25 protein-coding genes and 1 tRNA gene are annotated in these 25,577 nt (G+C 65.6%); 12 read left to right on the top strand and 14 right to left on the bottom strand.

From position 1 onward, the window contains the following. Window positions 1-17 precede the first annotated feature (17 nt). The 5 genes from purU to ACYQ2U_RS06490 all read right to left on the bottom strand — a co-directional run bounded on the left by purU (window position 18) and on the right by ACYQ2U_RS06490 (window position 3,821). Complete coding sequence (gene purU / locus ACYQ2U_RS06470) at window positions 18-878, bottom strand: formyltetrahydrofolate deformylase (protein WP_459949538.1); 861 nt, start codon at window positions 876-878, stop codon at window positions 18-20. Between the two features lie 6 nt (window positions 879-884). Then, window positions 885-1,493, bottom strand: coding sequence for a bifunctional phosphoserine phosphatase/homoserine phosphotransferase ThrH (gene thrH, locus ACYQ2U_RS06475; RefSeq protein ID WP_459949539.1), 609 nt, complete (start codon window positions 1,491-1,493; stop codon window positions 885-887). Between the two features lie 143 nt (window positions 1,494-1,636). Further along, window positions 1,637-2,389, bottom strand: coding sequence for a carbonic anhydrase (locus ACYQ2U_RS06480; protein ID WP_459949540.1), 753 nt, complete (start codon window positions 2,387-2,389; stop codon window positions 1,637-1,639). 213 nt (window positions 2,390-2,602) lie between these two features. Next, window positions 2,603-3,538, bottom strand: coding sequence for a hypothetical protein (locus ACYQ2U_RS06485; RefSeq protein WP_459949541.1), 936 nt, complete (start codon window positions 3,536-3,538; stop codon window positions 2,603-2,605). A gap of 206 nt (window positions 3,539-3,744) precedes the next feature. Continuing rightward, a tRNA-Met gene (locus ACYQ2U_RS06490) sits at window positions 3,745-3,821 on the bottom strand. A gap of 28 nt (window positions 3,822-3,849) precedes the next feature. Between ACYQ2U_RS06490 and ACYQ2U_RS06495 the strand changes: the two genes are divergently transcribed. From ACYQ2U_RS06495 to ACYQ2U_RS06510, 4 genes are all read left to right on the top strand, one after another. After that, window positions 3,850-5,064: a UbiH/UbiF family hydroxylase gene (locus ACYQ2U_RS06495; RefSeq protein WP_459949542.1), complete on the top strand. Its 1,215-nt coding sequence runs from the start codon at window positions 3,850-3,852 to the stop codon at window positions 5,062-5,064. Window positions 5,065-5,092: 28 nt separating this feature from the next. Further along, entirely contained in the window at window positions 5,093-5,788 is a 696-nt protein-coding gene (locus ACYQ2U_RS06500) for a DsbC family protein (RefSeq protein WP_459949543.1), read from the top strand. A gap of 216 nt (window positions 5,789-6,004) precedes the next feature. After that, the gene (locus tag ACYQ2U_RS06505) at window positions 6,005-8,293 is read left to right on the top strand and encodes a TonB-dependent receptor plug domain-containing protein (protein ID WP_459949544.1); all 2,289 of its coding nucleotides are present in this window, start codon (window positions 6,005-6,007) and stop codon (window positions 8,291-8,293) included. A gap of 141 nt (window positions 8,294-8,434) precedes the next feature. Next, window positions 8,435-9,676: an Eco57I restriction-modification methylase domain-containing protein gene (locus ACYQ2U_RS06510; RefSeq protein ID WP_459949545.1), complete on the top strand. Its 1,242-nt coding sequence runs from the start codon at window positions 8,435-8,437 to the stop codon at window positions 9,674-9,676. 106 nt (window positions 9,677-9,782) lie between these two features. On the opposite strand, the gene ACYQ2U_RS06515 is transcribed toward ACYQ2U_RS06510, so the two are convergent. From ACYQ2U_RS06515 to ACYQ2U_RS06545, 7 genes are all read right to left on the bottom strand, one after another. Next, window positions 9,783-10,364, bottom strand: coding sequence for a ubiquinone biosynthesis accessory factor UbiJ (locus tag ACYQ2U_RS06515; protein WP_459949546.1), 582 nt, complete (start codon window positions 10,362-10,364; stop codon window positions 9,783-9,785). Further along, the gene (locus ACYQ2U_RS06520) at window positions 10,364-11,248 is read right to left on the bottom strand and encodes a Tim44 domain-containing protein (protein ID WP_459949547.1); all 885 of its coding nucleotides are present in this window, start codon (window positions 11,246-11,248) and stop codon (window positions 10,364-10,366) included. The genes ACYQ2U_RS06515 and ACYQ2U_RS06520 overlap by 1 nt, the downstream gene beginning before the upstream one ends. A 14-nt stretch (window positions 11,249-11,262) precedes the next feature. Continuing rightward, the gene (gene ubiE / locus ACYQ2U_RS06525; protein ID WP_459949548.1) at window positions 11,263-11,994 is read right to left on the bottom strand and encodes a bifunctional demethylmenaquinone methyltransferase/2-methoxy-6-polyprenyl-1,4-benzoquinol methylase UbiE; all 732 of its coding nucleotides are present in this window, start codon (window positions 11,992-11,994) and stop codon (window positions 11,263-11,265) included. A 10-nt stretch (window positions 11,995-12,004) separates the two neighbouring features. Then, window positions 12,005-12,424 (bottom strand): gamma-butyrobetaine hydroxylase family protein, encoded by a 420-nt coding sequence (locus ACYQ2U_RS06530; protein WP_459949549.1) that lies wholly within the window; start codon window positions 12,422-12,424, stop codon window positions 12,005-12,007. Window positions 12,425-12,491: 67 nt separating this feature from the next. Next, the gene (gene ftsX / locus ACYQ2U_RS06535) at window positions 12,492-13,391 is read right to left on the bottom strand and encodes a permease-like cell division protein FtsX (RefSeq protein ID WP_459949550.1); all 900 of its coding nucleotides are present in this window, start codon (window positions 13,389-13,391) and stop codon (window positions 12,492-12,494) included. Beyond that, window positions 13,388-14,047: a cell division ATP-binding protein FtsE gene (locus tag ACYQ2U_RS06540; RefSeq protein ID WP_459949551.1), complete on the bottom strand. Its 660-nt coding sequence runs from the start codon at window positions 14,045-14,047 to the stop codon at window positions 13,388-13,390. Before ACYQ2U_RS06540 ends, ftsX begins: the two co-directional genes overlap by 4 nt. A 109-nt stretch (window positions 14,048-14,156) precedes the next feature. Continuing rightward, on the bottom strand, window positions 14,157-14,870 hold the full coding sequence (locus tag ACYQ2U_RS06545; protein ID WP_459949552.1) for a queuosine precursor transporter: 714 nt from the start codon (window positions 14,868-14,870) through the stop codon (window positions 14,157-14,159). Window positions 14,871-14,990: 120 nt separating this feature from the next. Here ACYQ2U_RS06545 and ACYQ2U_RS06550 point away from each other — a divergent pair, with 120 nt between their 5' ends. The 7 genes from ACYQ2U_RS06550 (at window position 14,991) to ACYQ2U_RS06580 (ending at window position 22,243) form a co-directional block, all read left to right on the top strand. Next, complete coding sequence (locus tag ACYQ2U_RS06550; protein WP_459949553.1) at window positions 14,991-16,517, top strand: COG3014 family protein; 1,527 nt, start codon at window positions 14,991-14,993, stop codon at window positions 16,515-16,517. Further along, entirely contained in the window at window positions 16,514-16,930 is a 417-nt protein-coding gene (locus tag ACYQ2U_RS06555) for a DUF1425 domain-containing protein (protein WP_459949554.1), read from the top strand. The genes ACYQ2U_RS06550 and ACYQ2U_RS06555 overlap by 4 nt, the downstream gene beginning before the upstream one ends. 41 nt (window positions 16,931-16,971) lie before the next feature. Next, window positions 16,972-17,565, top strand: coding sequence for a penicillin-binding protein activator LpoB (gene lpoB / locus ACYQ2U_RS06560; protein WP_459949555.1), 594 nt, complete (start codon window positions 16,972-16,974; stop codon window positions 17,563-17,565). A gap of 15 nt (window positions 17,566-17,580) precedes the next feature. After that, window positions 17,581-18,408 carry a hypothetical protein gene (locus ACYQ2U_RS06565; RefSeq protein ID WP_459949556.1) on the top strand — a complete coding sequence of 276 codons (828 nt, stop codon included), beginning with the start codon at window positions 17,581-17,583 and terminating at the stop codon, window positions 18,406-18,408. Window positions 18,409-18,823: 415 nt separating this feature from the next. After that, window positions 18,824-20,944, top strand: a complete 2,121-nt coding sequence (locus ACYQ2U_RS06570; protein WP_459949557.1) for a methyl-accepting chemotaxis protein — start codon at window positions 18,824-18,826, stop codon at window positions 20,942-20,944. A 203-nt stretch (window positions 20,945-21,147) separates the two neighbouring features. Continuing rightward, on the top strand, window positions 21,148-21,696 hold the full coding sequence (cobU, locus tag ACYQ2U_RS06575; RefSeq protein WP_459949558.1) for a bifunctional adenosylcobinamide kinase/adenosylcobinamide-phosphate guanylyltransferase: 549 nt from the start codon (window positions 21,148-21,150) through the stop codon (window positions 21,694-21,696). Window positions 21,697-21,760: 64 nt separating this feature from the next. Beyond that, the gene (locus ACYQ2U_RS06580) at window positions 21,761-22,243 is read left to right on the top strand and encodes a glutathione peroxidase (RefSeq protein WP_459949559.1); all 483 of its coding nucleotides are present in this window, start codon (window positions 21,761-21,763) and stop codon (window positions 22,241-22,243) included. On the opposite strand, the gene ACYQ2U_RS06585 is transcribed toward ACYQ2U_RS06580, so the two are convergent. Next, complete coding sequence (locus ACYQ2U_RS06585) at window positions 22,240-23,139, bottom strand: DMT family transporter (protein ID WP_459949560.1); 900 nt, start codon at window positions 23,137-23,139, stop codon at window positions 22,240-22,242. The two genes, ACYQ2U_RS06580 and ACYQ2U_RS06585, sit on opposite strands and share 4 nt — an antisense overlap. Before the next feature lie 101 nt (window positions 23,140-23,240). Here ACYQ2U_RS06585 and ACYQ2U_RS06590 point away from each other — a divergent pair, with 101 nt between their 5' ends. After that, the gene (locus ACYQ2U_RS06590; protein WP_459949561.1) at window positions 23,241-24,089 is read left to right on the top strand and encodes a LysR substrate-binding domain-containing protein; all 849 of its coding nucleotides are present in this window, start codon (window positions 23,241-23,243) and stop codon (window positions 24,087-24,089) included. Between the two features lie 21 nt (window positions 24,090-24,110). Here the strand turns inward: ACYQ2U_RS06590 and ACYQ2U_RS06595 are convergent, their stop codons facing one another. After that, the gene (locus ACYQ2U_RS06595) at window positions 24,111-25,574 is read right to left on the bottom strand and encodes a cobyric acid synthase (RefSeq protein ID WP_459949562.1); all 1,464 of its coding nucleotides are present in this window, start codon (window positions 25,572-25,574) and stop codon (window positions 24,111-24,113) included. Between the last annotated feature and the right edge of the window lie 3 nt (window positions 25,575-25,577).

Genomic DNA, 25,577 nt, shown 5'->3' on the forward strand with positions numbered 1-25,577 from the left:
GCCGCCGCGTCGGTTGTCTAGCGGAACACCACGGTCTTGTTGCCGTGGACCAGTACCCGGTCTTCCAGGTGGTAGCGCAGGCCCCGGGCGAGCACGGTCTTCTCGATGTCCTTGCCGTAGCGCACCATGTCCTCCGGCGAGTCGGAGTGGTCGATGCGGATCACGTCCTGTTCGATAATGGGGCCCTGGTCCAGGTCGGCGGTGACGTAGTGGCAGGTGGCGCCAATCAGCTTGACGCCACGGTCGTAGGCCTGGTGGTAGGGCTTGGCGCCGACGAAGCTGGGCAGGAAGCTGTGGTGGATGTTGAGAATGCGCCCCGGCAGGGCGGCGCACAGTTCGGGCGACAGGATCTGCATGTAGCGCGCCAACACCATGGTGTCGCCGCCCACTTCCTCGAACAGCCGCTGCACCTCTGCATAGGCCTGGGCCTTGTTGTCCGGGGTGACGGGAATGTGGTGGAAGGGGATGCCGTGCCACTCGACGAAACCCTTGAAGGTGTCGTGGTTGGAGATGACACAGGGGATCTCGATGTCCAGTTCCTTGCTCTGCCAGCGGGAGAGCAGGTCGTAGAGGCAATGCTCCTGCTTGCTGACCAGCACCACCACGCGCTTTTTCACCGCCGAGTCGGTGATCTTCCAGTCCATGTCCAGGGACTCGGCCACGGGACGGAAGCGGTCCCGCAGTTCCGACAGCAGGAAGGGCAGGGAATCGGCCTTGACCTCGATGCGCATGAAATAGCGCCCCGCCTGATCGTCGGCATGGAAGCTCGACTCCAGGATCCATCCCTTGTGTTCGGCGAAAAAGCCGGTCACTTTGGCGATGATGCCGACCTGATCGGGGCAGGATGCGGCAAGGGTGTAAAAACGATCCTTGTGCATGGCGGCTTAGATGCGGGCGCTGGCCTTGAGGATTTCGGCCTTCAGTTCGGCGTAGCTCTTGGTCACGGGGAACTGGGGGAATTCGCGGATCACGTTTTCCGGCGGGTGGAACAGGATGCCGGCGTGGGCCTCGCCCAGCATGGCGGTGTCGTTGTAGGAGTCGCCAGCGGCGATCACCTTGAAGTTCAGTTCCTTGAAGCGCTGCACCGCTTCCTTCTTCTGGTTGGGCATGCGCAGGTGGTAGTTCACCAGGATGCCGTTGCCGTCCGCTTCCAGCTTGTGGCAGAACAGGGTGGGCATGCCCAGTTGCTTCATCAGGGGCATGGCGAATTCGTAGAAGGTGTCGGACAGGATGATCACCTGGAACTGTTGGCGCAGTTCGTCGAGGAAGTCCTTGGCGCCGGCCATGGGGCCCATGTCGCTGATCACCTTCTGGATGTCGGGCAGGCCCAGTTTCTTGTTGGCCAGGATGTCCAGGCGGTACTTCATCAGCTTGTCGTAGTCCGGCTCGTCCCGGGTGGTGCGGCGCAGTTCCGGGATGCCGGTGCGCTCGGCGAATTCAATCCAGATTTCGGGAACGAGGACCCCTTCGAGGTCGAGACAAACGAGTTGCACGGATAGCTCCTGGGAAAATGCAATAAAAAGAGCATTTTACGCGAAGCAGGGAGCGCACCGGGGTGGGGCGGAAATAAAAACAGCCCCACTGAGGGGGCTGGAAAAGCCGGTGCTGACCGGCCTGGGAGGAGACGTGTGTCGTTTCAGTGGCTTTCCTGGAGCGAACGACCGTGCAGGGGCTGCACCGGCCGCGCGTTCATCGGGTAGAGCTTCTTGAAGGCTTTCAACTGGGCGGCGGACAGTTCCACCGGTTCCTTCAACACCTGCCAGCGCACGCCTTCGCTGCACGGGGGGGTGGTCAGGGAGCCGAGGTAGGCGTAGTAGCCCTGCTTGGCCGGCAGGATGTCCATCGGATTGATGCCGCCGGGGATTTCGGCCTTGCCGTCGGCCTCGGCCGGCATGACGGCGAACACCTTCGCCAGGAGCGGGTTTTCCTTGCCTAGCTTGAACAGCACGGCCACCACCGACAGCTTGCCGTCATCGTTGCGATGGACCAGGTGGGCCACCATGGGGAAGGCCTTGCCGTTGATCTTTTCCTCGCTGGGCGTATGGAAATGGAACTGGAGCAGCTTGTAGCTTCCCGAGGCCAGGGCGGCACTGCCGGCGGCGGCGAGATTGACCTGGATGGTATGGCCGTTGTTCACCACTTCGGCCGGGCCGTTTGTGTAATTGAAGCCCAGGGCCGGCAGGTCGGCCTTGTCCGTGCTGCGGATGTCCACCGGGGATTGCAGCTTGCCCAGCTTACAGGCGGCGTATTCGGGTTGCAGGTCGCCCCAGTGGGCGGCCCCGCCGTGGCCTTGGTAGCCCCAATGGGCATGATGTTCGCCGGGGGCGGCGTAGAGCGCGGATGAAAAGCCGAGGGCCGACAGGGCGGCCAGGGTCAGCAGTTTTTTCATGGAGTTCTCCTGGAATGGTCGCAACCCGGAAGGATTGCGTTGTCCTTCCAGACTAGGCCATTTCCCCGGAAAGTTCTCCTGCTGCGCTGCCCTTGTCCGCGTCAATCCTGCCGGATGGCGGCCAAAGCCCCATGGCGCGCGGGCCGCTGGCAGCGGCGCCCTTCAGACGGGGGGTGACGAAAGTGACACGTTCCTGCGGCGGATCCGCCGGGCTTAGAAGAACTCCAACTCCCCGGCGGCTACCAGGTCCTCGGCCGAATTGGGCACCTCGGTGAAGTCTTCCGGCGACCAGCGCAGGTTGAAGACGAAGCGCTGGAACAAATACACCGGCGGCGCCTCGGGCTCCGTCCGGTCGGTCAGGGCGTACTTGAAGCAGAGTTGGGGGTCCTCGGCGCCGAAGGAAATGGATTTCTGATTGAGCCGGACCAGGATGGGCACCTGGGTCTGGGTGGCGTTGGGGGTGGTCGGATCGGCGATGTAGCGGTTCTTGAAGCTGCCCCAGACCAGGTTGGTGATCTCGCCCAAATGCTCGGCGATGGCACCGAAGGACGATGTCGCGGCGGCGGCCTCGGTGGCCTGGATCATCATGTAGCCGCGGCACCAACTGCTTTCGATGGGAATCAGGCTGAACACGTCGCCCATGATGATGCGGTCCCGCACCACGTAAGGCGTGTCGCAGGTCACCGCCGCGTTGGGGAATCGGCCCTGGAGCACGTCCTCGGTGATCTCACGGATGCCCCGCACCATCACGTTGGGATAGATCCGGCTGAAGATGTATTCGTCCACATACTGGTGCAGGCGATGCATGCTGCCGATGGTGTAAGCGGCGCAGAACAGGCGCCGGGTGTCTGGCGGCAGGTCATCCAGTTCCTCGTGCCGTTCCCGGCGCAGGAAAATGGGCAGCTCGGGCCGCAACTGGTGGATCTGCCGGGCCAGGGCGATGCCGCCCTGGGGATCGTCGTTGTAGGACTCCGCCAGCAGGATCGCCCCCAGGTCCACATGGGTGCGCAACACCGCCATCACATTGCTCTTGTTCGCCCGCAGGCCGATCAAATGGGTTTCTTCGCAAAACAGCCGGGTGACCGGAAAGATTTCCTTGTTGCTGTCGATGACCAGGACCTTGCTGTTGAGAGCGGCCTTTTCAACCATCACCATCCATCCTTTGCGGGGCGCATTACGGGGAACAAGGGGCAGGGCAATATCCTGTCCATCGCGGGTCGGGCGATTGTAGCGACGAAAGCGCCCATCCCCCGCTCGCGGCGCCGGGGAGGGATGAGAAAGCGGGGAAGGGACCGGCAGCGGGGACGGAAACCCCAAAGAAAAACGGCCCTCCCGAGGGAGAGCCGCTTGGATACTGGTGGTGATGGGGGGACTTGAACCCTCGACCTACGGATTATGAATCCGTCGCTCTAACCAGCTGAGCTACATCACCGAAAGGGGCGCGATTATCCTTGCAGGCAGTGAGCCTTGTCAAGGCAAAGGGGCTGGGCGACAATCCGGCGATGGATTTCGACATCATGATCGTGGGCGGCGGCCTGGCCGGCCTGTCCCTGGCGGTGGCCCTGCGCCAGACCCAATTGGCGGTGGCCGTGGTGGAAAGCCGGCCCCCCGTCCGTTCTCCGGGCTGGGACGCCCGCATCTATGCCGTCAGCCCGGCCAATACGGCCTTTTTGCGCGAAATCGGCGTCTGGCAGCACCTTCCCGCCGAACGCCTGTGTCCGGTGGAGGCCATGGCCGTGGCCGGCGACCGGGACGGGCGCCTGGATTTTTCCGCCTACGACGCCGGTGCCGGCGAACTGGCCTGGATCGTCGAGGCCGGCCAGATGCAGGCCGAATTATGGGAATCGGCCAAGCGCCAGGCCAATTTGACCCTGCTTTGCCCGTCCCGGCCGGCGGCCCTGGATATCCAGGCCGAGCGCGCCAGCCTGACCCTGGAAGATGGCCGCCAGTTCAAGACCCGCCTGGTCGTGGCCGCCGATGGCGCCGATTCCTGGACCCGTCAGGCAGCCGGTATCGACGTGCATTTCAAGCATTACGGCCAAAAAGGCGTGGTGGCCAACTTCCGCTGCGCCCAGCCCCACCGCAATACCGCCTTCCAATGGTTCATCAACAATGGCCAGGGCCGCGACGGCATCCTGGCCTGGCTGCCCCTGCCGGACCAGCAGATCTCCATGGTCTGGTCCACGCCCGATGCCCATGCTGACGAACTCGTCGCCTTGTCGCCGGCCGAACTGTGCGCCCGGGTGGCCGAGGCCGGCGGCGGACGCCTGGGCGCGCTGGACCTGGTCACGCCAGCCGCTGCTTTCCCCCTGCGCTTGATGCGCGCCCCGCACAGCGTGGCACCCCGCCTGGCGCTGATCGGCGACGCCGCCCACGCCATTCATCCCCTGTCCGGCCACGGCATCAACCTGGGCTACCGGGATGCCGCGACCCTGGCCCGGGTGCTGGCGGACAAACCCGAACCCATGGACTGCGGCGACCTCGCCCTGCTGCGCCGCTATGAGCGCAGTCGCAAGGAGGAAGTGGTGGCCCTGCAAGGGGTGACCGACGGCCTGCACCGGCTGTTCGCCCCGGATTGGGCCCCTTTGTCCCTGCTGCGCAATGCCGGATTGAACCTCACCAACCGCTTGCCGGTCCTAAAGGACGTTTTGATTCGCTACGCCCTGGCTTCCTGAGCTGTCCCAACATTTCCCTGGAGTTTTCATGAAACGACTCGTCCTTTTCCTGTCCGCCGCCCTGGCCCTGACTTCTCTCCAGGCCCTGGCCGACGGCAGCGAAGCCGCCATCAAGAAATCCTTCGAGGACCGACTCAAGATCAAGGTGGACAAGGTGGGCAAGGCCCCCATCGCCGGCCTTTACGAAGTGGTGGCCGAGGGCCAGATCTTCTACACCGACGAAAAGGCCGGCTACTTCCTCCACGGCAATCTGTTCGACATCAAGACCATGAAGAACCTGACGGCGGAAAAGAAATTCGCCATGTTGCCCTTGGACCTGGCCATCAAGACCGTGCGCGGCAGTGGCAAGAACGTCCTGGTCACCTTCGAGGACCCCAACTGCGGCTATTGCAAGAAGCTGGCGAAGGATCTGGCCAAGGTCAAGGACGTGACCATCTACACCTTCCTCTACGCCGTGCTGGGGGACGATTCCGTCACCAAGTCCCGCGCCATCTGGTGCGCCGCCGATCGCAGCAAGGCCTGGAACGACTGGATGGTGAGCGGCACCGCGCCGGCCGCCGCCGGCGCCAAGTGCGACGCCGACGCGGTGTTGGAAAAGGTGTCCAACCTCGGCCAGCAGATGGGCGTGCGCGGCACCCCCTTCCTCATGTTCGCCAACGGCCAACAGAGCCCCGGCTATATTCCCGGCAGCGAAATCGAAAAACGCTTCGCCAGCGGCGGCTGACCGCCCGCGTCGAACCGGACGACGGGATCGCAAAGATGCCGTCGTGATTCGGTGAAAATCCTGAAAGCCCGCGCCAGTAGCGGGTTTTTGCTTTTTGTTTTACAAAACATTACAGACTTGGCTCGACAGGCTGGCGGCTCCTCGCATAAGGTTCGCTACCTTTTTCACCGTCCCAGCCGCCGCCAGACGGTTTTTACCGACCTCCAAGGTGCTGCGATGTCCCGAATCCCCCCTCATCACGTCCTGTCGATGGCCCTGCTGCTGGCCGTCCCCGCCACGGCCCTGGCCGCCGAGGCCAGCGAGGACGGCGAAGCCGGCAAGCAGGGCGGCAAGCCTGCCGCAAAATCCCCCACCAGCTCCCCCACCAGCCCGCCGGCCAAGACCCTCGACGGCACCCAGGTCCTGAAGGAAGTGGTGGTCTCGGCCAAGGCCCAGAGCGACACCGACCAGCGGCGCTTTTCCACGGCGGCCAAGATCGTTTTCGGCCGGGAGGAGCTGGACCGCTACGGCGACAGCACCGTGGGCGACGTGCTCAAGCGCCTGCCCGGCGTCACCCTGTCCGGCACCCCGGGCCGGGGCGGCGACATCCGCATGCGTGGCCTGGGCAACGGCTACACCCTGATCCTGCTCAACGGCGAGCCGGCGCCGCGCGGCTTCTCCATGGATTCTCTGGCGCCGGAACAGGTGGAGCGCATCGAGATCATGCGCGCCCCCGTCGCGGAACATAGCGCCCGGGCCATCGCCGGCATCATCAACATCGTGCTGCGGGAGGACTTCGTCCGCCGCGAGAACGACTTCCGCCCCAGCCTGGGCTGGGAGGCCGGCCGCTTCCAGCCCTCCGTCGCCGCCCAGTTCGGCGAGAACCTCGACACCTTCAGCTACAACATCAACGCCAATGCCTCCCATCGCAACCTGGCGTCCGAATCCCGCACCGACACCGTGGCCGTCAACACTTCCACCGGCGTGCCTTCCCTGTCCCAGCGCCTGTACAGCAACAGCCAGACGGTGTCCGACAACATCCACCTGGGCACCCGTCTCAACTGGAAGCTGGCAGGCGGCGACAATCTGATCGTCATGCCCTTCCTCATGTCCAACCGCAGCACAACCACGGGCAGCGGCCACCTGGATACCACCGTGGGTACCGGCAACTACAGCGACGCCCGCTGGCGGACCGACGGCGATAGCACCATGATGCGGACCATGGCCCTCTGGCGCCACAAGCTGGACAACGGCGCCAAGCTGGAAGTCCGCCTCAACGGCAACCTGGCCGACAGCGACAGCCAGACCTCGCGCAAGGAATACGACGCCGGCGGCAGCCAGGTCCACACCAGTTGGAGCAACAGCAGCGTGCGCGACAGCGGCTTCAGCAATGCCGGCAAGTACGCCCAGTCCCTGGCGCCGGGCCATAGCATGTCCTTCGGCTGGGAGGTGGAGCAGGGCAACCGCAAGGAGAACGACACCACCGTGCAGGACGGCGTCGTCCAACTGAGCCAGTACGGCAGCAGTCTGGAGGCCAGCACCCGCCGCTATGCCCTCTACGGCCAGAACGAGTGGGACATCACCCCGCTCTGGTCCGCCTACGCCGGTTTGCGCTGGGAAACCATCCGCACCCACAGCGAGTGGGTGGGCAATGCCATCGACAACGACAGCAGCGTCGCCAGCCCCCTGTTCCACAGCGTCTGGCGTTTCACCGAGGAAAGCAAGGACCAGGTCCGGCTGAGCCTGACCCGCAGCTACAAGTCACCCACCCTGGCCAACCTGGTGCCCCGTCCCAAGCTGGCCTCGGACTATCCCACCAGCGGCGCCAACACCGCCACCAGCCCGGACACCTCCGGCAATCCCTATCTCAAGCCGGAACTGGCCTGGGGCCTGGACCTGGCCTTCGAGCACTATTTCAGCGATGGCGGCCTGGTCAGCGCCGGCGTCTTCCAGCGCAATATCGACAACCTGATCCGCAACGTCACCTCCCTGCAAACCGTCAGCTGGTCATCGTCGCAGCGCTGGGTAAGCTCGCCGCAGAATATCGGTAGCGCGGTGACCCGGGGCCTGGAACTGGAAGCCAAGTTCCGCCTATCCGAACTGCTGGCCGACGCGCCGCCCATCGATTTGCGCGCCAACTACAGCCGTTTCTGGTCCAAGGTGGACGGCGTGGTCGGGCCCAACAACCGTCTCGACCAGCAACCCAGCTACACCGCCAATCTGGGCATGGACTACCGCCTGCGCAGCCTGCCTTTGACCCTGGGCGGCAACCTCAACTGGACGCCGGCCTACACCGTGCAGTCCACCGACAGCCAGACCTACAGCCAGGGCCTGAAGCGGGTGTTCGACGTCTATGCCCTGTGGCGTTTCGACCCCAACACCCAGCTGCGTCTGTCCGCCGCCAATCTGCTCCACGCCGACTACGACACCGCCAACCAGGCGGTTTTCGGCAGCACCAGCCAATCGGCCAGCACCGTGACCAAGACCTATCTGTCCTGGGCGGCGCGGCTGGAGGTGAAGTTCTAGGCCCGTGTTCGTCGCGGGGAAACATGAGTCCTCCCCGTCGCATCCGTGAATAAACGGGGGAAATCCCGGCCACACCAGAATCGGTAAATCCCGCTTGTTTACTGAATTCCGGGGCCATCGGCGCCGCTACCATGCGCCGCTATGGATTTCGTCAACGCCCTTCCCCCCGATCCCGTGGCCCATCTGGGCCAAGTCTTCACCCGCGCCGACGTGGTGGCGCAAATGCTGGATCTGCGTCGGCGGCGGGGGCGGGTGCTGGAACCTTCCGCCGGGGATGGCGCCTTCGCCGCCCGCATTCCCGGCTGCGTGGCCATCGAGCTGGACCAGCGGGTGGCCCCGCCCAACGCCCTGGTGATGGACTTTTTCGACTATCCGCTGAGCGAGAAATTCGACACCATCATTGGCAACCCGCCCTACGTGCGTCACCAGGACATCCTGGCGGAAACCCACGAGCGGCTGGCGAGCCCCCTGTTCGACGGTCGCAGCAACCTCTACCTGTACTTCATTGAGAAGTGCGTGCGCCACCTCAATCCCCGCGGTGAGCTGATCTTCATCACCCCCCGCGACTTCATCAAGCTCACCGCCGCCCGCAAGCTCAATGCTTGGCTGGCCCAGGAAGGCAGCATCACCCACTTCATCGAGACCGGCGATTCCGGCATCTTCGGCGAATACGTGCCCAACTGCGCCATCTGGCGTTTCGAGAAGGGCCGCCGTCGCCACGTGCTGGAGGATGGCCGCCGCTTCGTCGAGTCCGACGGCCAACTGCTATTCCTGCGGGGCGACTACACCGTGCCCCTCAGCGATCTGTTCCAGGTCAAGGTGGGGGCCGTCTCCGGCGCCGACGAGATCTTCACCCATCCCAGGGGCAACACCGAGTTCGTCTGTTCCACCACCGTGGACAGCGGCGAGACCCGCCGCATGTACTACGGCGTGCGCAACAAGCACCTGGAAAAGCACAAGGAACGCTTGATCGGCCGGGGCATCCGCAAGTTCGACGATTCCAACTGGTGGCAGTGGGGTCGCAACCACCACCAGTGCGAAGGGCCGCGCATCTACGTGAATGCAAAGACCCGGCGCAAGCACCCCTTTTTCATCCACGAGTGCACCAACTACGACGGTTCCCTGCTGGCCCTGTTTCCCAAGGACCCGACCATGGACCTGGAGTACGCCGTGCACCTGCTCAACCACGCGGTGGATTGGCAGGACCTGGGCTTCGTCTGCGATGGCCGCTATCTCTTCGCCCAGCGCAGTCTGCAAAACTGCCTGCTGCCGGCGGAGTTCAACAAACTGTTCCCCAGTGCCAGCGGCGTCCGGGAGCCGTCCCTGCGCCGTTCCCTACGCACCGCCCGCCAGGGCGGCGCGGCCTTGAACCCGGCTTTGTAGCGCGCTTTCGCCCGGCCAAGGTGGTCTGTACCGCCAACAAAAAGCCCGATCGATGATCGGGCTTTTTTTGTGAACCGAAGCCAAGGAAGCCGTCTTGGGCAGGCCCCTACTTGAGTTTCGCCAAGCGTTTTTCCAGGGCGTCCATCTGAGCCCTCAGGGCGGCCACGTCGCTGCTGAAGGCGGCGAAGTCCTCCTGTTTCACCAACTGCGGATTTTCGTGGCGCAGGTATTCGGCCAGGTTTTCGCCCAGGCGCTGGGCAGCGTCCTTCTGCCAGGCGACGAAGCGTTCGGCGCCCTTGACCAGACGGTGGGCGGCGATGTCGCCGATGAATTTCGACAAATCCTCCTCGGCGTCCCAGCGCAGATTGCGCAGCACGTAGCCCAGGGCCTCGGCCAGGTCGGCGCCGCCCGTGACCTGGGCGCCCTTCATGACTTCCGCCACGCCACCCCGCACCATGCGCAAGGGGGCATCGGCGGGCAGGGCGATGGTGACGTCGGCTTCCCCCTCCTCGGTCGCCGTGGCGAAAGTGCCTTCCGCCGTGATGGCCAGGTTCAGCACCACCGGCCCCAGGCCCAGCCGGGCGTGACGGCCGGCATAGGCCTGGAGCCGGTCGCGGGCCCAACCGGCCTGCCCCAGCAGGTGGTTGAGGCCGTGCAGGACCGGCTGGACAGGGGACAAAGGCAGCATTACTGGATCTGCTGGATGCCGGCGACGCGCCAGCCTTCACCGCCGTTCACCGGCTTGGTCAGGTGCCAGACTTCATCGAAGTTGACCGGGGCGGCGCCCGGTTCTTCCCGCAATAGACCGTGGAAACGCACACTGGCGACATGGCGGCTGTCGTCGCTGACCACTTCCACCAGCTCGGCGTCCAGCTGCATCACGTCGGTTTGCTGCTTGGTCCGACCCCGTTCCTCATATTGCATCTGCACTTCGGCAAACACCTCGGGGGAGGTGAAGGTCTTGATGTCGTCCATGTTGCCCGCGTCGTTGGCGGCTTGTAGGCGGGTGAAGTTGATCTTGGCCTGACGCAGGAAGCCCGTGCTGTCGAAGTCGGCGGGAATGGGCGCGGCTTCGACCATGGGTGCGGCACCGCCGGCAGCCGGTTGCAGCGGCTCGAAACGGGCCGGACCGTTATCGACAGGGCCGGCGTAGGCGGGGCTGGCAGCGGGCGTCGCCTTGCGACCGAAGAGCAGGCGCAGGACGAAGATGGCGCCGAAGACCAGGGCGGCGATCATCAGCACGTTGGCCATGCCTTCGCCCAGACCGAAGTGGGAGAGCAGGGCGGCCAGGCCGATACCGGCGGCGATGCCGGCGATGGGGCCGAGCCAGCGGCTCATGCCGGAGGGCTGGGGTGCCGGTTGCGGCGCGGGCGTGGTGGCGGGGGCGGCCTGTTGCGGCGCCGGGTTGGCCTGTTTGGGAGGCGCCGTGTATTGGCGCTGCATCGGGGCGCTGTTGCGGCTCATGCCGATGGAACCGCCGCCGCCCAGGCGCTTGGCCTCGGCGTCGCTGGCGCTGAAACCCAGGCCCAGCGCCAGGGTCAGGGAAAACAGGGAAATTGCGATGCGTTTCATGGGCTTGCGTCTCCTCAGAATTTATATCCGCGGTGCAGGGCGACGACGCCCCCCGTCAGATTGAAGTATTCGACCCGTTCCAGACCGGCTTGTTCCATCATGCCCTTGAGGGTTTCCTGGTCCGGGTGCATGCGGATCGACTCGGCCAGGTAGCGGTAGCTGTCGGCGTCGCCGGCCACCTTCTGGCCCAGCCAGGGCAGCACCTTGAAGGAATAGAAGTCGTAGGGTTTTTCCAGCAGGGGATGAACCTTGGAGAATTCCAGCACCAGCAGCCGGCCGCCGGGGCGCAGCACGCGGCGCATCTCGGCCAGGGCGGCGTCCTTGTGGGTCATGTTGCGCAGGCCGAAGGCCACGGTGATGCAGTCGAAGTAGTTGTCCGGGAAGGGCAGCTTTTCGGCGTCGCACTGGGCCACGGGGGTGATCACGCCCTCGTCCAGCAGGCGGTCGCGGCCGACGGTGAGCATGGCGTTGTTGATGTCGGTGAGCCAGACCTGGCCGGTTTCGCCGACGCGCTTGGCGAAGGCGGAGGACAGGTCGGCGGTGCCGCCGGCCACGTCTAGCACCCGGTCGCCCTTGCGCACGCCGGATACCTCGATGGTGAAGCGCTTCCACAGGCGGTGCAGGCCGGCGGACATGAGGTCGTTCATCACGTCGTACTTGCTGGCGACGGAAGAGAACACGCCGGCGACGCGGCTGGCCTTTTCTTCCTCGGCGACGGTTTCAAAGCCGAAATGGGTTTCGCTCATGGTTGTGCTTTCAGTGTTTGCTACAGGAGTGGCCGACGGGTTTGGGCGTGGTGGTGTCCACGTCGCGGCTGGCGCCGGCGGCCTCGAGTTGTTTCAGGTAGTCCTGCCACAGGGCCTCCTGCTGGCTGCCGAGGGTGTACAGCACGTCCCAGGAATACAGGCCGGAGTCGTGGCCGTCGGAAAAACGGATCTTCACCGCGTAGTTGCCCACGGGTTCGATGTCGGTCACGGTCACGTCGCGCTTGCCGGTTTGCAGCACGCCCTGGCCGACGCCGTGGCCCCGTACCTCGGCCGAAGGGCTGTACACCCGCAGGAACTCGTAGGGCAGGCGGTAGTGGTCGCCGTTGTCGAAGGTCAGCTCCAGCACCCGGGAGCCGTTGTGCAGCTTGATCTCGGTGGGAATCGGCGTGTTGCGGTCCAGGCCCGACATGGGGTCACCTCGCGGCGAATCGAAGGGGGTGCAAGTTTATCAGCGCCGCCCGCCCCATACCGGGGCTTCACTCGTCTTTCAGGTATTGCCCCAGGGACAGGGCGGCACCGCCCCAGCCCAGGGCCGTGGCGGCCGCCAGCAGGGCCAGGCTGCTGTTCAGGGACAGGGGTTGCAGGCTGAAGCCCAGGCTGTAGAGTCGGGCGATCTCGCCGATGGGCTTGGCCAGGCCCAGGGTGGCCAGGCTGACGATGATCCAGGCGACGATGCCGCCGCCCAGGCCCTGGAGGGCGCCGAACCAGTAGAAGGGGCGGCGGATGAAGCCGTCGGTGGCGCCCAGCAGGCGGCTCACCTCGATTTCCGCCTTCTGCGTCAGCACTTGCAGGCGGATGGTGTTGAAGGTGATCGCCACCAGGCCCACCGCCAGCAGGCCGGCGAGGATGAACAGGCTGCTGCGGCCCAGGCGCAGCAGGGCGTCCAGGCGGCGGACCCAGGCCGAGTCCAGTTGCACGTGTTCCACCCGGGGCAGTTTTTTCAATTCCGCCGCCAGGGCTTCCACCGCCTCGGGGCTTTCGTCCCGGGGGGCGATCACGTAGGCGTCGGGGAAGGGGTTGCGCGGCAGGGCGTCGATCACGTCGCCCAGGCCCTCGGCCTTTTTCATGCGGGCCAGGGTGTCCTCCTTGGCCAGGAATTGCCAGGACTGGACCGCCGGCATGGCCTTGAAGCGGGTTTCCAGGTCGGTGGCGGCCTTGCGTTCGGCATCCACCGGCAGGTAGAGGGAAATGCGGGCGGCGGGGGCGCTGCGGTTGGCCAGTTGTTGGGCGTTGGCGAACAGCATCTGGCCACCGGCGGGCAGGGCCAGGGCGATGCCCATGGCGAGCAGGGAGAGCAGGGTGTTCACCGGCGCGCCGGCCAGCCGGCGCAGGGCCAGGCCGAGGGCGGCCAGATGGTGGCTGAGCCAGACGTTCATTGCAGCCTTCCGTGGTTCAGGATCAGTTTGCGCGGCTGGGCCGAGGCGAAATAGGTGTCGTCGTAGGTGGCGATGAAGACGGTGACGCCCACCCGGTGGAAGTCGAGGAAGATCTCCGCCACGTCCCGCGCCGTGTCCGGGTCCAGGTGGGCCGTGGGTTCGTCCGCCAGGAGCAGGTTGGGCCGGTTCACCACGGCCCGGGCGATCGACAGGCGCTGCTGCTCGCCGCCGGAAAGGGCGATGGGCAGGGCCTTTTCCCGTTCCAGCAGGCCCACCTTGTCGAGGGCGGCACGGGCGCGGCGGGCCGCCTCCTTGGGCGGGAAGCCGGCGATGGACAAGGGCAGCAGCACGTTTTCCAGGGCGTTGCGGTCGAACAGCAGCTTCTGGTCCTGGAACACCACGCCCAGGTTGCGGCGCAGGTAGGGAATGGCGGCGGGCTTGAGGGCGCCCACGTTCTGGCCGTTCACCAGCACCGCGCCGCCGGTGGGGCGCTCGATGGCGGCGATCAGTTTGAGCAGGGTGCTCTTGCCGGCGCCGGAATGGCCTTGCACCAACACCAGTTCGCCGGGGGCCACTTCGAAGCTGACGTCCGCCAGGGCCTGGCCGCCTGCGGCGGCGCCGGGATAGCGCTTGCTGGCGTGGTCGAATTTGATCATGGGGAGGGGAATCGGGTCGTGCCTGCGGGAGGCCGTATTGTAGTCGTCCCCGGACCCGCTGCGCCGCGACGGGCCGGGAAGCCCGTCACGGCCGTTCTGTCATCGGCCCTCAGACCTTGATGCGGAAGGGATTGAAGTTGGTGTGGCGGTCGTACCAGTCCTCGTGCTCGTGGCGCTTGAGGAAGTTCACCACGCGGTAGGTCACCGGCGTCATCACCACCTCCCAGCTCGTCTTCAACAGGTATTGGGCCAGGGCCACGCGCAGCACCTGTTCGTCGGGCCAGAGCCCGTAGAAGGCGATGACGTAGAACAGCCCCGAGTCCACCGCCTCGCCGATTAGGGTGGAACCGATGGTGCGGCTCCACAGCCACTTGCCCTGGGTGGCGATCTTCATCTTGGCCAGCACGTAGCTGTTGGCGAAGGTGCCGCACCAGAAGGCGATCATGGAGCCGGCGACGATGCGCGGGGTGTTGCCGAACACCGCCTCCAGGTGGGCCTGGTAGCCCCGGTTGAAATCGTCGGCCGCCGGCGGCAGGGCCAGCACCACGGCGGACATGAAGCTGGCGAAGGCCAGGGCGGCAAAGCCGGCCCAAACCACGCGGCGGTCGCGGCCATAGCCGTAAACCTCGGTCAGCACGTCGCCGAAGATGTAGGAAATGGGGAAGAACAGCACGCCGCCGCTGAAGATCACCGCGCCGAACAAGGGCAGCTCCACCTGGGCCGCCTTGGCCGCGCCGATCAGGTTGGAGCAGAGCAGGACGCAGACGAAGGCCGCCATGATGAAGTCGTAGTAGCGGTATTGGCGCGGATGGGCGGTGGTCATGGCGGGGCTCCGGGGACGGCAGACCGCCATTGTATTGACAAGGCACCGCGCTTCCCCTCAAATCCCCTGGCTAAGGAGACCGGAGACCGGTCCCGTCAAAAAAATCAGGGAGCCCGCACCATGCATCAACCATCCTTCCGTGCCGGGGCCGTCCTCGGCCTCGCCCTTCTGCTGACGGGCTGTGTCACCAGTGGTTACCACCAGCAGGTGGCCTCCACCGTCAACGCCGCCAAGGCCGGCGCCGTGGACGCGGCCCTGGCCGACCTGGAGCAGAACAACCCCGACAAGGACAAGGATCTTCTCTACTACCTGGAAAAGGGCGAGCTGCTGCGCATGAAGGGCAACTACCCGGACAGCCGCGACAACTGGCTCCAGGCCGACGGCAAGGTGCGCGACTGGGAGGAGGCGGTGAAGACCGATCCCTCCAAGCTGATGGGGGACATCGGTTCCTACCTGATCAATGACACCACCCGCCGCTACGACGGCCGCGACTACGAGAAGGTGCTGCTCAGCGTGCGCCTGGCCCTCGACCACCTGGCCCTGGGCGACTGGAATTCGGCCCGGATCGAGATCAAGAAGATGCACGAGCGCGAGGCGATCATCGCCGAGTACCGCAGCAAGGAACTGGAGGCGGCCAAGAAGAAGTCCGAGGAGCAGGGCCTCCAGACCACCTCCTTCAAGGAACTCAACGGCTATCCGGTGGAAACCCTGGATGCTCCCCAGGTGCGGGCCCTGAAGAACGCCTACGAGTCGGCCATCGCCAACTATCTGGCCGGCTTCGTCTACGAGGCCCTGGGCGAGACCTCCCTGGCGGCGCCCGGCTATCGCAAGGCGATCGAAATGCGACCCGGCGAGAAGCTGCTGGAAGAGGGCCTCAAGGGCCTGGAGAAGCGGGTGAGCCAGGCCCGCAACCGCAAGGCCGGGGTGGACACCCTGTTCCTGGTGGAATCCGGCAACGCCCCCGCCATCACCTCCCGCACCCTGCCCATCCCCTTGCCCCTGCCCACCAAGAACGGCGTCCAGGTGGTGATGACCCCCATTTCCTGGCCCGTGGTGGAACCCATGGACCTGCCCTTCCTGCCCGGCAACCTGGGCATCGACGACAAGGCCCTGCCGCTGACCATGGTCACCAGCGTGGACCCCATGGCTCGTCGCGCCATGGCCGACGAGATGCCCGGCATCATCATCCGGTCCTCCATCCGCGCCATCGCCAAGGGCGCGGCGCAAAAGGCCATCCAGGACAACAGCGCCAACATGGGCTTCGCCGGTTCCCTGCTGTCCCTGGCCGCCGGCGTGGCGGCGGTGGCTTCGGAGCGGGCCGACGAGCGCACCTGGCGCACCCTGCCCGGCATCTACTCGGTGGCTCGGGCCACCCTGCCGCCGGGACGCCATACCGTATCCATCGCCACTCCCATCGGCACGGTGAACCGGGAAGTGCAACTGGCCGGGGCCAAGGCCCTGGTGGTGCTGCGGGGCTCCGGCAATGCGCTTTATGTGACCCAGACCCCACCCCCGGCGGCGCTGGCGGGTGCAGAATCGCCCATTGCCGACAGCCCGGCCCCCGCTGCCGAGACCAAGGCGGCTGCCAAGGCCAAGGGCGGCAAGAAGCAACCGGCGGTCACCGCCAGAAAGGAAGGCAGTTCATGAAATCCCCGATGCTCAAAACCCTGCTCCTGTCCGCGGCCCTGGCCGCTGCCCTCGGCGTGGGCGCCACCCTGCCGGCGGCGGCCCAGACCATCGCCTCCAAGGTGGAACACCAGGGCGACGCCCGTTACGTCAAGGTCACCGGCCTGGTGGCCAAGGAACGCAACGGTCTGCTGGCCCTGCAAGTGGAGCTGACCAATGTGGACAACACGGCGCGGCGCGCCTTCTGGCGGGTGAAGTGGCTCGACGACAGCGGCTTCCAGGTCTGGGACGACGAGCCCTGGAAACCCGTCCTGGTCCAGGGCGGCAGCCGGCAGAACCTGCAATCCCTGGCGCCGACGCCCAAGGCCCGGGACTTCCGCATCCAGTTCAACGCAGAAGAAAACTGGTCCAACAAACCCCTCGGCTCGGACTGAGCCCGACTTCTTTTTCGTCCCCTCTTTTCAAGGAAACCTCCATGCGCGCAATTCCCCTCTCTCTGCTGGCCGCTTCCCTGCTGGCCCTGTCCGCCTGCACCACCACCTCCCCCACCGTCGGTTCCGGCAACGTGAGCTACGGCGACGCCAAGGCCGTGGAGCAGGTGACCAACGAATTTGGCTCCACCGATTTGCAGATCATCGCCGAGTCCATGGCCCGCTCCCTGGCCCAGTCCCAGGCCGGCGCCCGCACCAAGCCCACGGTGACCATCGCCGAGGTGAAGAACAAGACCAGCGAATACATCGACACCAAGTCCATCACCGACTCCATCCGCGTCCAGGTGTTGAAGAGCGGAACCATGCGTTTCGTCACCGACATCGAGGGCATGCAGAACCAGACCGACGAACTGATCCGCCAGAACCAGTCCGGCCTGTACAAGAAGTCCGCCAGCGCCAAGGTGGGCAAGATGGAAGGCGCCAAGTACCGCATCGAGGGCAACATCACCTCCATCGTCAAGCGCAGCAGCGACCTCAAGGACGTCTATTACAAGTTCAGCCTGATCCTCACCGACGTGGAGTCCGGCACCATTGAATGGGCGGACGAGAAGGAAATCCGCAAGACCTCCAAGCGCTGATCGCGGAGCGACGCCATGCCTAGCACCCCCATCGTCCGCTTCCTGCGCGGCGGCCTGGCGGCGGCGTTCGTCGCCATGGCCGCGACCGCCTCCCTGTCCGCCTGGGCCGACGGCCCGCGCATCGCCGTGACCGACCTGTCCTATGAAGAGAAGGTGCGCGAGTACTTCCAGAACGTGGAGTTCAAGGGCAAGTACGACAACAGCGCTTCCGCCCGGGAAAGCCATCGGGATTCCGACTATGCTTCCTCCGGCAGCGCCTCGGCCCGTTCGCGGGAGAAGGGGGAGGTCTCCTTCCGTTCCTCCGCCGGCTTCCAGACCTTCATCGATCGTGGCGAACTGCGCAAGTTCACCGCCGACATCAAGGGCGAACTGCTGAAGTCCGGCTATCGCCTGGTGCAGGGCAAGCCCTGGACCCAGCAGAACACCGAAAAGCTCTACGACATCATCGGCCGCATCAAGCAGGGCTATTACCCCGGTGCCGACTACGTGCTGTGGGGGACGGTGAACAACGTGGAGTTCCGCCGCGACGACAATCCCATCCAGGGTTCAAACGCCTATTCCCACACCCTGGCGCTGGAACTGGTGGTTGAGTTTTCCCTGATCAACACCCGTACCCACGAGATCAAGGCGGCCTTCAGCGCCATGGGCGAGGGGGCGGACACCAAGATGACCAACGCCCCCGGCACCACCCTGACCCTGAACCGGGGCAAGGTGATGCAGGAAGTCTCCCGCAGCCTGGGCGAAGCCGTGGCTCGGGAAGTGGCCATGCAGTTCGGCGGCGGCCAACCCCGGGATGCCCAGCGCGACGGCGGAGCGGAAGAAAAAACCATCATCTTCAAATAGGCCGTCCGGGGCGATCACCCCCCGTTGCCGTGAACGAACCCAGCCGCACCCCCAGGGGTGCGGTTTTTTTTTGGTTCGTTAACGGCATAACTGCATCGCATAAGTCACAACATGCCGACGCGCTACAATCCGCCGCCGAGCCGCGCCAGTAGTGGCATTTGCGTCACATGACGCGCTCATCTTTGGTGAGCCCTCCCCGAACTGGTGCGTAATTTTTCACGCTTTGCCATCCGTTCACTTCCTCATAAAAACCGCGCCGCCTAGAGAAGAGGCCGATTCAGGCCTCTTGGCATCGTCGTTGCTAAACGGTAGACCCAAGCAGCGGCAATGCACCCAAAGCAAAAGACACAAGCCGCTCGGCACTACATACGAAAGAAATGCAGAGACTCCTATGCCAACGCTAAAAAGTACCCAAATGTCCCTGAGCTCGGCCGAACGCGGCTGGTTGCCCCTGTTCGGCAAGCTGGGCAAGTTCAAGATGGGCTGGTCCTGCTTCCTCAACCGGGACCGCTACGAGGCCATGGAATCCACCTTCGAGGGCATCGCCAGCACCCGTGTACGCCTGCTGCAAGCCTGGGCCGAGCAGCAATGGGGCTATATGAACAACCTGGGGAAGGAACTGGAACTCGTCTATCCCGAGGTGAACGCCAAGACCCTGATGGAAACCCGGGCACTGGCCGAGGACTTTTCCGAATTCTTCGTCATTGATCTCAACGGCAAGATCATCGCCTCCAGCGCCGCCGGGCGCAGCGGCAACAGCGGCCTGCTGCCCCACGTGGTGGCCGCCGGCAGCAAAGAGAACTTCCTGCATGGTCCCTACTGCGACCCCGTCACCGAAAAGCTCGGTCCTTCCTCCTCCAAGTTCCATGACGAAGTGACCCTGATGTTCTATCGTCCCCTGCAACAACAGGGGAAGACCGTGGGCATCCTCTGCGGCCGCGTGCCCAACGACGTGATCGGCGACCTGATCCAGCGCGAGGCCGGCCACATCTTCCACGAGTCCGGCGACAACTACCTGTTCATGGTGGACTCCAATTTCGACCGCACCATCCGTCCCGGCACCGCCCTGTCCCGTTCCCGTTTCGAGGACAACACCTTCAGCCTCGGCGACAACCTCAAGGATGGCGTGCGCACCGACTACGGCGTGGTGCGGGTGCAGAAGCACACCGAAATGGAGCTCTTGTTCAACGACCCCGCCACCGGCCAGCTCCACCCCGGCGTGCGCGAGACCATCCGCAAGGGCGACAACCTGTTCGTCACCTATCCCGGCTATTCCGACTATCGCCACATCCCGGTGATCGGCAAGGGCGTCACCTTCCGCATGCCCCACTCGCCGGACAAGTGGGGCATGATGTGCGAGGCCGACCTGGAGGAGGTCTACCGCTATCGCAGCATCAGCTACCAGCTGCTGCGGCTCAACATGCTGTCCAGCATGGGTTTCTGGGTATTGGCCCTGCTCGCCGGCGAACTGCTGGAGCTGGGCAAGATCGAAAGCATGGCGCTCACCGCCGTCTTGCTGCTGCTGGGCACCGGCCTGTTCTACTCCATCGCGGCCCGCCCCTTGAGTAGCCGCCTGCGCGGCACCAGCCGGCTGCTGCGCGGCATCGCCGAGGGCGGCGGCAACCTGACCCAGCGCCTGCCGCGCAAGGAGCGCATCGACGAAACCTCGATCCAGGCCAACTTCATCAACAGCTTCATCGACAACCTGGAGCAGATCGTGCGCCGGGTGGTGCGGACCTCGAAGGAGATCCACGAAACCAACCTGGACATGCTGGACACCAGCCACCATAGCGGCAAGGCGGTGAACCAGATGCTGTCGGCCATGCAGGACGTGCTCGACTCCATCCGCAACCAGATCCAGGAAATCGACACCGCCAGCACCAACGCCGAGGAAATCCGCGCCGCCATGCAGAAGGTGACGGAAGAGTCGAGCAAGCAGTTCGAGATGGTCCAGGCCCGCACCGGCGACATCCGCCAGTCCGTCGAGGCCTCCACCGAAACCATCCGCACCCTGGAAAACAGCGCCATCGAAATCGGCCGCATCGTCACCGTCATCAACGACATTGCCAGTCAGACCAACCTGCTGGCCCTCAACGCCGCCATCGAGGCGGCCCGGGCCGGCGAACAGGGTCGCGGTTTCGCCGTGGTGGCCGACGAAGTACGCAAGCTGGCGGAACGCACCTCCGGCGCCACCAAGGAAATCGGCCACATGATCGAGAACGTCCAGTCCCAGGCCGAGGAAGCCGTGACGCGGATGGAAACCGGCATGAGCCAGATGGAAGAGGGCCTGCAACTGGCCGCCGAGACCGCTTCCGACAAGGGCGAGATGAAGGCCATCACCGAGCGCATGTTCGTCACCATCGACCAGATCGCCGCCGGCGCCCATGCCCTCAACAGCCGCGTGGCCAACATCACCACCGCCGCCGACAGCGTGCGCAGCGCCATCACCGAAGCCGGCCGCAGCGCGGAAAAAACCGGCACCGGCGCCGCCAAGCTGGACAAGCTGGTGGGCCAGTTCCAGGTTTCCGCCGCCTAAGCGAGCCGGGCTGCCTCCGTCCAGCCATCGCCTGCAACGGGGAGATGGCTGGCGGGTCCCGGCGCGGGGGATAAGCGGAAACCCCCATCCCGCGTGGAAGACTGGAGCGGTAAAGATCGCTCCCCGCCTGATCGTTGGGCGTAGCGCAGTACGGGCCGTGGGCAGGGCGATGCCGGTCGGTGCCCATGCTAATCTCGCGCCCCATGGTTGAACTCATTCTCGGTGGCGCCCGATCCGGTAAGAGCGCCCTGGCCGAACAACGGGCCGTCGAATCCGGACTCGCCGTCACCTACATCGCCACCGCCCAGGCCGGTGACGGTGAAATGGTGGCGCGCATCGCCCACCACCGCGCTCGTCGCCCCGCCCAGTGGGGGCTGGTGGAGGAACCCGTGCAGTTGGCCGATGTCCTGCGCCGCCACGCCGCGGAGGACATCCTGCTGCTGGTGGACTGCCTGACCCTGTGGCTATCCAATCTGCTGTTCCAGGGCCGGGCCGCCGCGCAGGCGGAGGCCGGCCTCGCGGTTGACTGCCCGTTGTTGGCGGAACAGACTCAGGCGCTTCTCGATGTGCTGCCGTCGCTGCCGGGCCGCGTCCTGCTGGTGAGCAATGAAGTGGGCCTGGGCATCGTGCCCCTCGGTGCCGCCACGCGGCTCTATGTGGACGAAGCCGGTCGCCTCAACCAACGCATCGCCGCCCTGGCCCAGCGCGTCACCTTCGTCGCGGCGGGGCTGCCGCTGGTCCTCAAGGGCTGAGGCCCGGCGCGGTACTGTTCACTGCGGGCTTCAACCAACACACCACCCCCGGGAGGAAAGCACCATGAGCGATTTGAAAGACATCCAGGTCAAGACCATCGACGGTGAAGTGCTTCCCTTTGGCAACTTCCTCGGCAAGGCCACCCTGGTGGTCAATGTCGCCAGCAAGTGCGGCTTCACGCCCCAATACGCGGGCCTCGAAGCCCTGCATCGCAAATTCAAGGACCAGGGCCTGGCGGTGCTGGGTTTCCCCTGCGACCAGTTCGGCCACCAGGAGCCGGGCGACGAGGCGGAGATCAAGCACTTCTGCACCCTCGAATACGAAGTGAGCTTTCCCTTGTTCGCCAAGATCGAGGTTAACGGCGACAACGCCCATCCCCTCTACCAGGCCCTGAAGAAGGCCGCGCCCGGCCTGCTGGGCAGCGAGGGCGTGAAATGGAACTTCACCAAGTTCCTCCTCGATGCCCAGGGCAAGGTGGTGAATCGCTACGCCCCGCTGACCACGCCGCAAAGCCTCGAAGCGGACATCGCCATCTTGCTCGGCTAGCGCCGCAACACCAGGGCCATGCCCAGCACCAGGGGAACCAGTCCGATCAGGTCGAAGGGCAGCAGGGTTTCCCCCAGCACCGCCACCGCCAGGCCGGTGCTGAAGAAGGGGCTGAGCAAATGGAAGCTGCTGCCCTTGCTGGCGCCGCCGTGCTTCACCAGCCAGAGTAGGGACAAGGTGGTGCCGATCGAGACCGGGCCGGCTTGATAGAGCAGGCTGCCGAAAAACGCCGGGCCCGGCACGAAGTGCAAGCCCTCCACCGCCGCCGCCAGCGGCAGCAGGGCTAGCCCGGCGGCGAGCAATTGCCAGGTCGCCACCGCCCAGGGATCGTTGCGCCCCGCCACATGCCGATTCAGCAGGGTGCCCACCACCAGGGCCAAGGTGCCGGCGCCGATCAATAGCACTGGCCCCAGGGGCGTGCCTTCCAGGCGCAGGCGCTGGCTCATGATCAGCACCACGGCAGCGAAGGCCAGGGCCAGGCCGATGGAGCGGCGGGGACCGAAGGCTTCCCGTTGCCAGATGGCCGCCGCCGCGGTGGTCAACAGCGGCGTGGTGCTGACGATGATGGCCGTCAGCGCCGCCGGCAGATGTTTCAAGCCCAGGTAGGCCAGGCCCAGATACACCGCGTTGGAAAGCAGACCCGCGCACACCGCGGCGGCCAGGTCCCGTGGCCGCCCGACCCGCCGACCGGACAGCACCAGCCACCCCCACAGCAGCAGCCCGGCCAGGGTGAAGCGCAGGGCCAGCAGGGTCAGCGGCCCGCTCACGGCGAGGCCGATCTTGCCGGCGATGAAGGCCGAGCTCCAGAGCAGACTGAAGAGGACGCCGACGGCGGTGAGCCGCCAGGGCGAGGGGGCGGCGATGGCGGTTAGGGTGCAGGTGGAGGTGGCGGACATGATGGCTCCCAGGGAAATGTCGGCCCAGGCTACGGCCTGTCACTTCATTTGGGAAATTGATAATATTCAAGCCATCATTAACCAAAGAAATGATGAAAGCCATGCGGCATCTGGACCTGGATTTGTTGCGCGCCCTGGTGGCCATCGCCGATTGCGGCAGTTTTTCGGCGGCAGCCCAATTGCTGGGGCGCACCCAGTCCGCCGTCAGCCTTCAGATCAAGCGGCTGGAGGACTTGGTGGGCCACGCCCTGCTCGACCGCACCCAGGGACGGGTGGCGGGGCCCACGGAAGAAGGCCGTCTGCTGATCGACTACGGCCGGCGCATGTTGCGTCTCAACGACGAGGCCTATAGCTGCTTCGCCCAGCCCGGGCTGTCCGGCCAGTTGCGGGTCGGCCTGCCCGAGGAGTTGATGGAGAGCGTTTTCCCCGCCGTGGCGGCGAGCTTTGCCCGGGCCTATCCGCGCATGGAGTTGAACCTGCGCTGCGACCTGTCCATGCGCCTGGAGGCGGCCCTGGATGCCGGCGAACTGGATCTGGTGGTCGTCAAGCGCCTGACCGGGACGAAGGGCGGGGCGGGCCGGGTGTTGCGGCGGGAGCCCCTGGTCTGGTTCAGCGGCGAGGGCAGCGAGGCCCACCTGCACCGCCCCGTGCCCCTGGCCCTGTTCCAGGAGGGCTGCGTGTTCCGCGTCGCGGCCTTGTCCCACCTGAGCCAGCACGACATCGACGGACGCGTGGCCTACGTCGGCAACAGTTTCACCGGCCTGCGCCACGCCGTGGCGGCGGGGCTGGCGGTCGCCGCCTTGCCGCGCAGCCTGGCCACGGCGGGCATGGTGGCGGTGAAAAGCGGCTTGCCGAAATTGCCCCAGGTGGACCTGGTGGCCCGCTTCGCCGCCGGTGAGCCCCGCGCCGTCGCCGAAAGCTTGGTCGAGCTGCTGCAAGCGCGGCTGTAGGGGCCGCCCCGATGCGGGCGCTCAGCCCAGTTGTTGGGTCAGGGTGTTCCAGTCGAAGGCGGCGTCCACCGCGTCGGCCAGGCGGTCGATGTCCGCCTCGCGGCGGGCGTTGAAATCCACCCGCAGCGCGTCCTTCATGCCGGCCCAGGCGAGCAGGGCAGCCAGGGCCTCGGGCTGGTCGAACAGGCCGTGCACATAGCTGGCGAGGATTTGTCCGTCCGCCGAGATCGCGCCGTCGTCGCGGCCATCGTCCAGTCGTAGCGCGGGCCGCGCCAGGGCCGGACCGGCGGTCACGCCCATATGGATTTCGTAACCGGCCAGGGCCGGCGCGCCGGGCAGCGCCAGGGTACCGCGCACGTTGCGCAACTGCTTTTCCGCCTCCAGGGTGGTTTCGCAGTCGAGCAGGCCCAGGCCCGGCAGGCTGCGGGGCGATCCTTCCAGGCCCTGGGGGTCGTGCAGGGCGCGGCCCAGCATCTGGTAGCCGCCGCAGAGGCCTACCACCTTGCCGCCGTAGCGCAGGTGGCGCTGGATCGCGGCCTCATGGCCTTGCTGCCGCAGCCATTCCAGGTCCGCCTGCACGGCCTTGGAGCCGGGCAGCACGATCAGGTCGCAGGGCGGAATGGTCTGGCCGGGGCCGACCCAGGAAAAATCCACCTGCGGGTGCAGGCGCAGGGGGTCCAGGTCGTTGTGGTTGGAACAGCGGGGATAGGCAATGGCCACGGCCTTGAGCCGGGTGTCGGTCTTGGTTTCGCTGCCGGTGGCGATGGCGTCCTCGGCGTCGAGGAACAAGCCGTGCAGATAGGGCAGCACCGCCAGCACCGGTTTGCCGGTACGTTGCTCCAGCCAGCGCAGGCCGGGCTCCAGCAGGCCGATGTCGCCGCGGAAACGGTTGATGACGAAACCCTTGATGCGCGCCTGCTCGCTGGGCGACAGCAGTTCCAGGGTGCCCACCAGATGGGCGAAGACGCCGCCCTTGTCGATGTCCGCCACCAGGATCACCGGAATGTCCACCGCCTCGGCAAAGCCCATGTTGGCGATGTCCCGGTCGCGCAGATTGATTTCCGCCGGACTGCCCGCCCCTTCCACCAGCACGCAGTCGAATTCGTCGGTGAGGCGCCGCCAGCTTGCCAGCACCGCCTGCATGGCCGTGGTCTTGTAGGCGTGATAGTCCTTGGCGTCCAGGTCGCTCACGGCGCGGCCATGGACGATGACCTGGGCCTTGCGGTCGGTGGTGGGCTTGAGCAGGATGGGGTTGAAGTCGATGCGCGGCGGGATGCCCGCCGCCACGGCTTGCAGCGCCTGGGCGCGACCGATCTCGCCGCCGTCCTCGGTGACGGCGGAGTTGAGGGCCATGTTCTGGGGCTTGAAGGGCGCGACGTTCAGTCCACGCCGCTTGAGGATGCGACACAGGGCGGCGACCAGGGTGCTCTTGCCGGCATCGGAGGTGCAGCCCTGAATCATCAGTGCTTTGAAAGGGAAGGTCATCGA

This window comes from Denitratisoma sp. agr-D3, assembly GCF_054658675.1.

Bases quoted from the DNA above. Each gene is read 5' to 3' on its own strand.
- ACYQ2U_RS06570 (WP_459949557.1), top strand. From the start codon at position 18,824: ATGTCCCTGAGCTCGGCCGAACGCGGCTGGTTGCCCCTGTTCGGCAAG.
- ACYQ2U_RS06500 (WP_459949543.1), top strand. From the start codon at position 5,093: ATGAAACGACTCGTCCTTTTCCTGTCCGCCGCCCTGGCCCTGACTTCT.
- lpoB (WP_459949555.1), top strand. From the start codon at position 16,972: ATGCGCGCAATTCCCCTCTCTCTGCTGGCCGCTTCCCTGCTGGCCCTG.
- ACYQ2U_RS06555 (WP_459949554.1), top strand. From the start codon at position 16,514: ATGAAATCCCCGATGCTCAAAACCCTGCTCCTGTCCGCGGCCCTGGCC.
- ACYQ2U_RS06530 (WP_459949549.1), bottom strand. From the start codon at position 12,424: ATGTCGGGCCTGGACCGCAACACGCCGATTCCCACCGAGATCAAGCTG.
- ACYQ2U_RS06550 (WP_459949553.1), top strand. From the start codon at position 14,991: ATGCATCAACCATCCTTCCGTGCCGGGGCCGTCCTCGGCCTCGCCCTT.
- ACYQ2U_RS06505 (WP_459949544.1), top strand. From the start codon at position 6,005: ATGTCCCGAATCCCCCCTCATCACGTCCTGTCGATGGCCCTGCTGCTG.
- ACYQ2U_RS06510 (WP_459949545.1), top strand. From the start codon at position 8,435: ATGGATTTCGTCAACGCCCTTCCCCCCGATCCCGTGGCCCATCTGGGC.
- ACYQ2U_RS06515 (WP_459949546.1), bottom strand. From the start codon at position 10,364: ATGCTGCCTTTGTCCCCTGTCCAGCCGGTCCTGCACGGCCTCAACCAC.
- ACYQ2U_RS06580 (WP_459949559.1), top strand. From the start codon at position 21,761: ATGAGCGATTTGAAAGACATCCAGGTCAAGACCATCGACGGTGAAGTG.
- ftsX (WP_459949550.1), bottom strand. From the start codon at position 13,391: ATGAACGTCTGGCTCAGCCACCATCTGGCCGCCCTCGGCCTGGCCCTG.
- ACYQ2U_RS06520 (WP_459949547.1), bottom strand. From the start codon at position 11,248: ATGAAACGCATCGCAATTTCCCTGTTTTCCCTGACCCTGGCGCTGGGC.
- ACYQ2U_RS06590 (WP_459949561.1), top strand. From the start codon at position 23,241: ATGCGGCATCTGGACCTGGATTTGTTGCGCGCCCTGGTGGCCATCGCC.
- purU (WP_459949538.1), bottom strand. From the start codon at position 878: ATGCACAAGGATCGTTTTTACACCCTTGCCGCATCCTGCCCCGATCAG.
- ACYQ2U_RS06565 (WP_459949556.1), top strand. From the start codon at position 17,581: ATGCCTAGCACCCCCATCGTCCGCTTCCTGCGCGGCGGCCTGGCGGCG.
- ACYQ2U_RS06585 (WP_459949560.1), bottom strand. From the start codon at position 23,139: ATGTCCGCCACCTCCACCTGCACCCTAACCGCCATCGCCGCCCCCTCG.
- ACYQ2U_RS06595 (WP_459949562.1), bottom strand. From the start codon at position 25,574: ATGACCTTCCCTTTCAAAGCACTGATGATTCAGGGCTGCACCTCCGAT.
- ACYQ2U_RS06485 (WP_459949541.1), bottom strand. From the start codon at position 3,538: ATGGTTGAAAAGGCCGCTCTCAACAGCAAGGTCCTGGTCATCGACAGC.
- cobU (WP_459949558.1), top strand. From the start codon at position 21,148: ATGGTTGAACTCATTCTCGGTGGCGCCCGATCCGGTAAGAGCGCCCTG.
- ACYQ2U_RS06540 (WP_459949551.1), bottom strand. From the start codon at position 14,047: ATGATCAAATTCGACCACGCCAGCAAGCGCTATCCCGGCGCCGCCGCA.
- ubiE (WP_459949548.1), bottom strand. From the start codon at position 11,994: ATGAGCGAAACCCATTTCGGCTTTGAAACCGTCGCCGAGGAAGAAAAG.
- ACYQ2U_RS06480 (WP_459949540.1), bottom strand. From the start codon at position 2,389: ATGAAAAAACTGCTGACCCTGGCCGCCCTGTCGGCCCTCGGCTTTTCA.
- ACYQ2U_RS06545 (WP_459949552.1), bottom strand. From the start codon at position 14,870: ATGACCACCGCCCATCCGCGCCAATACCGCTACTACGACTTCATCATG.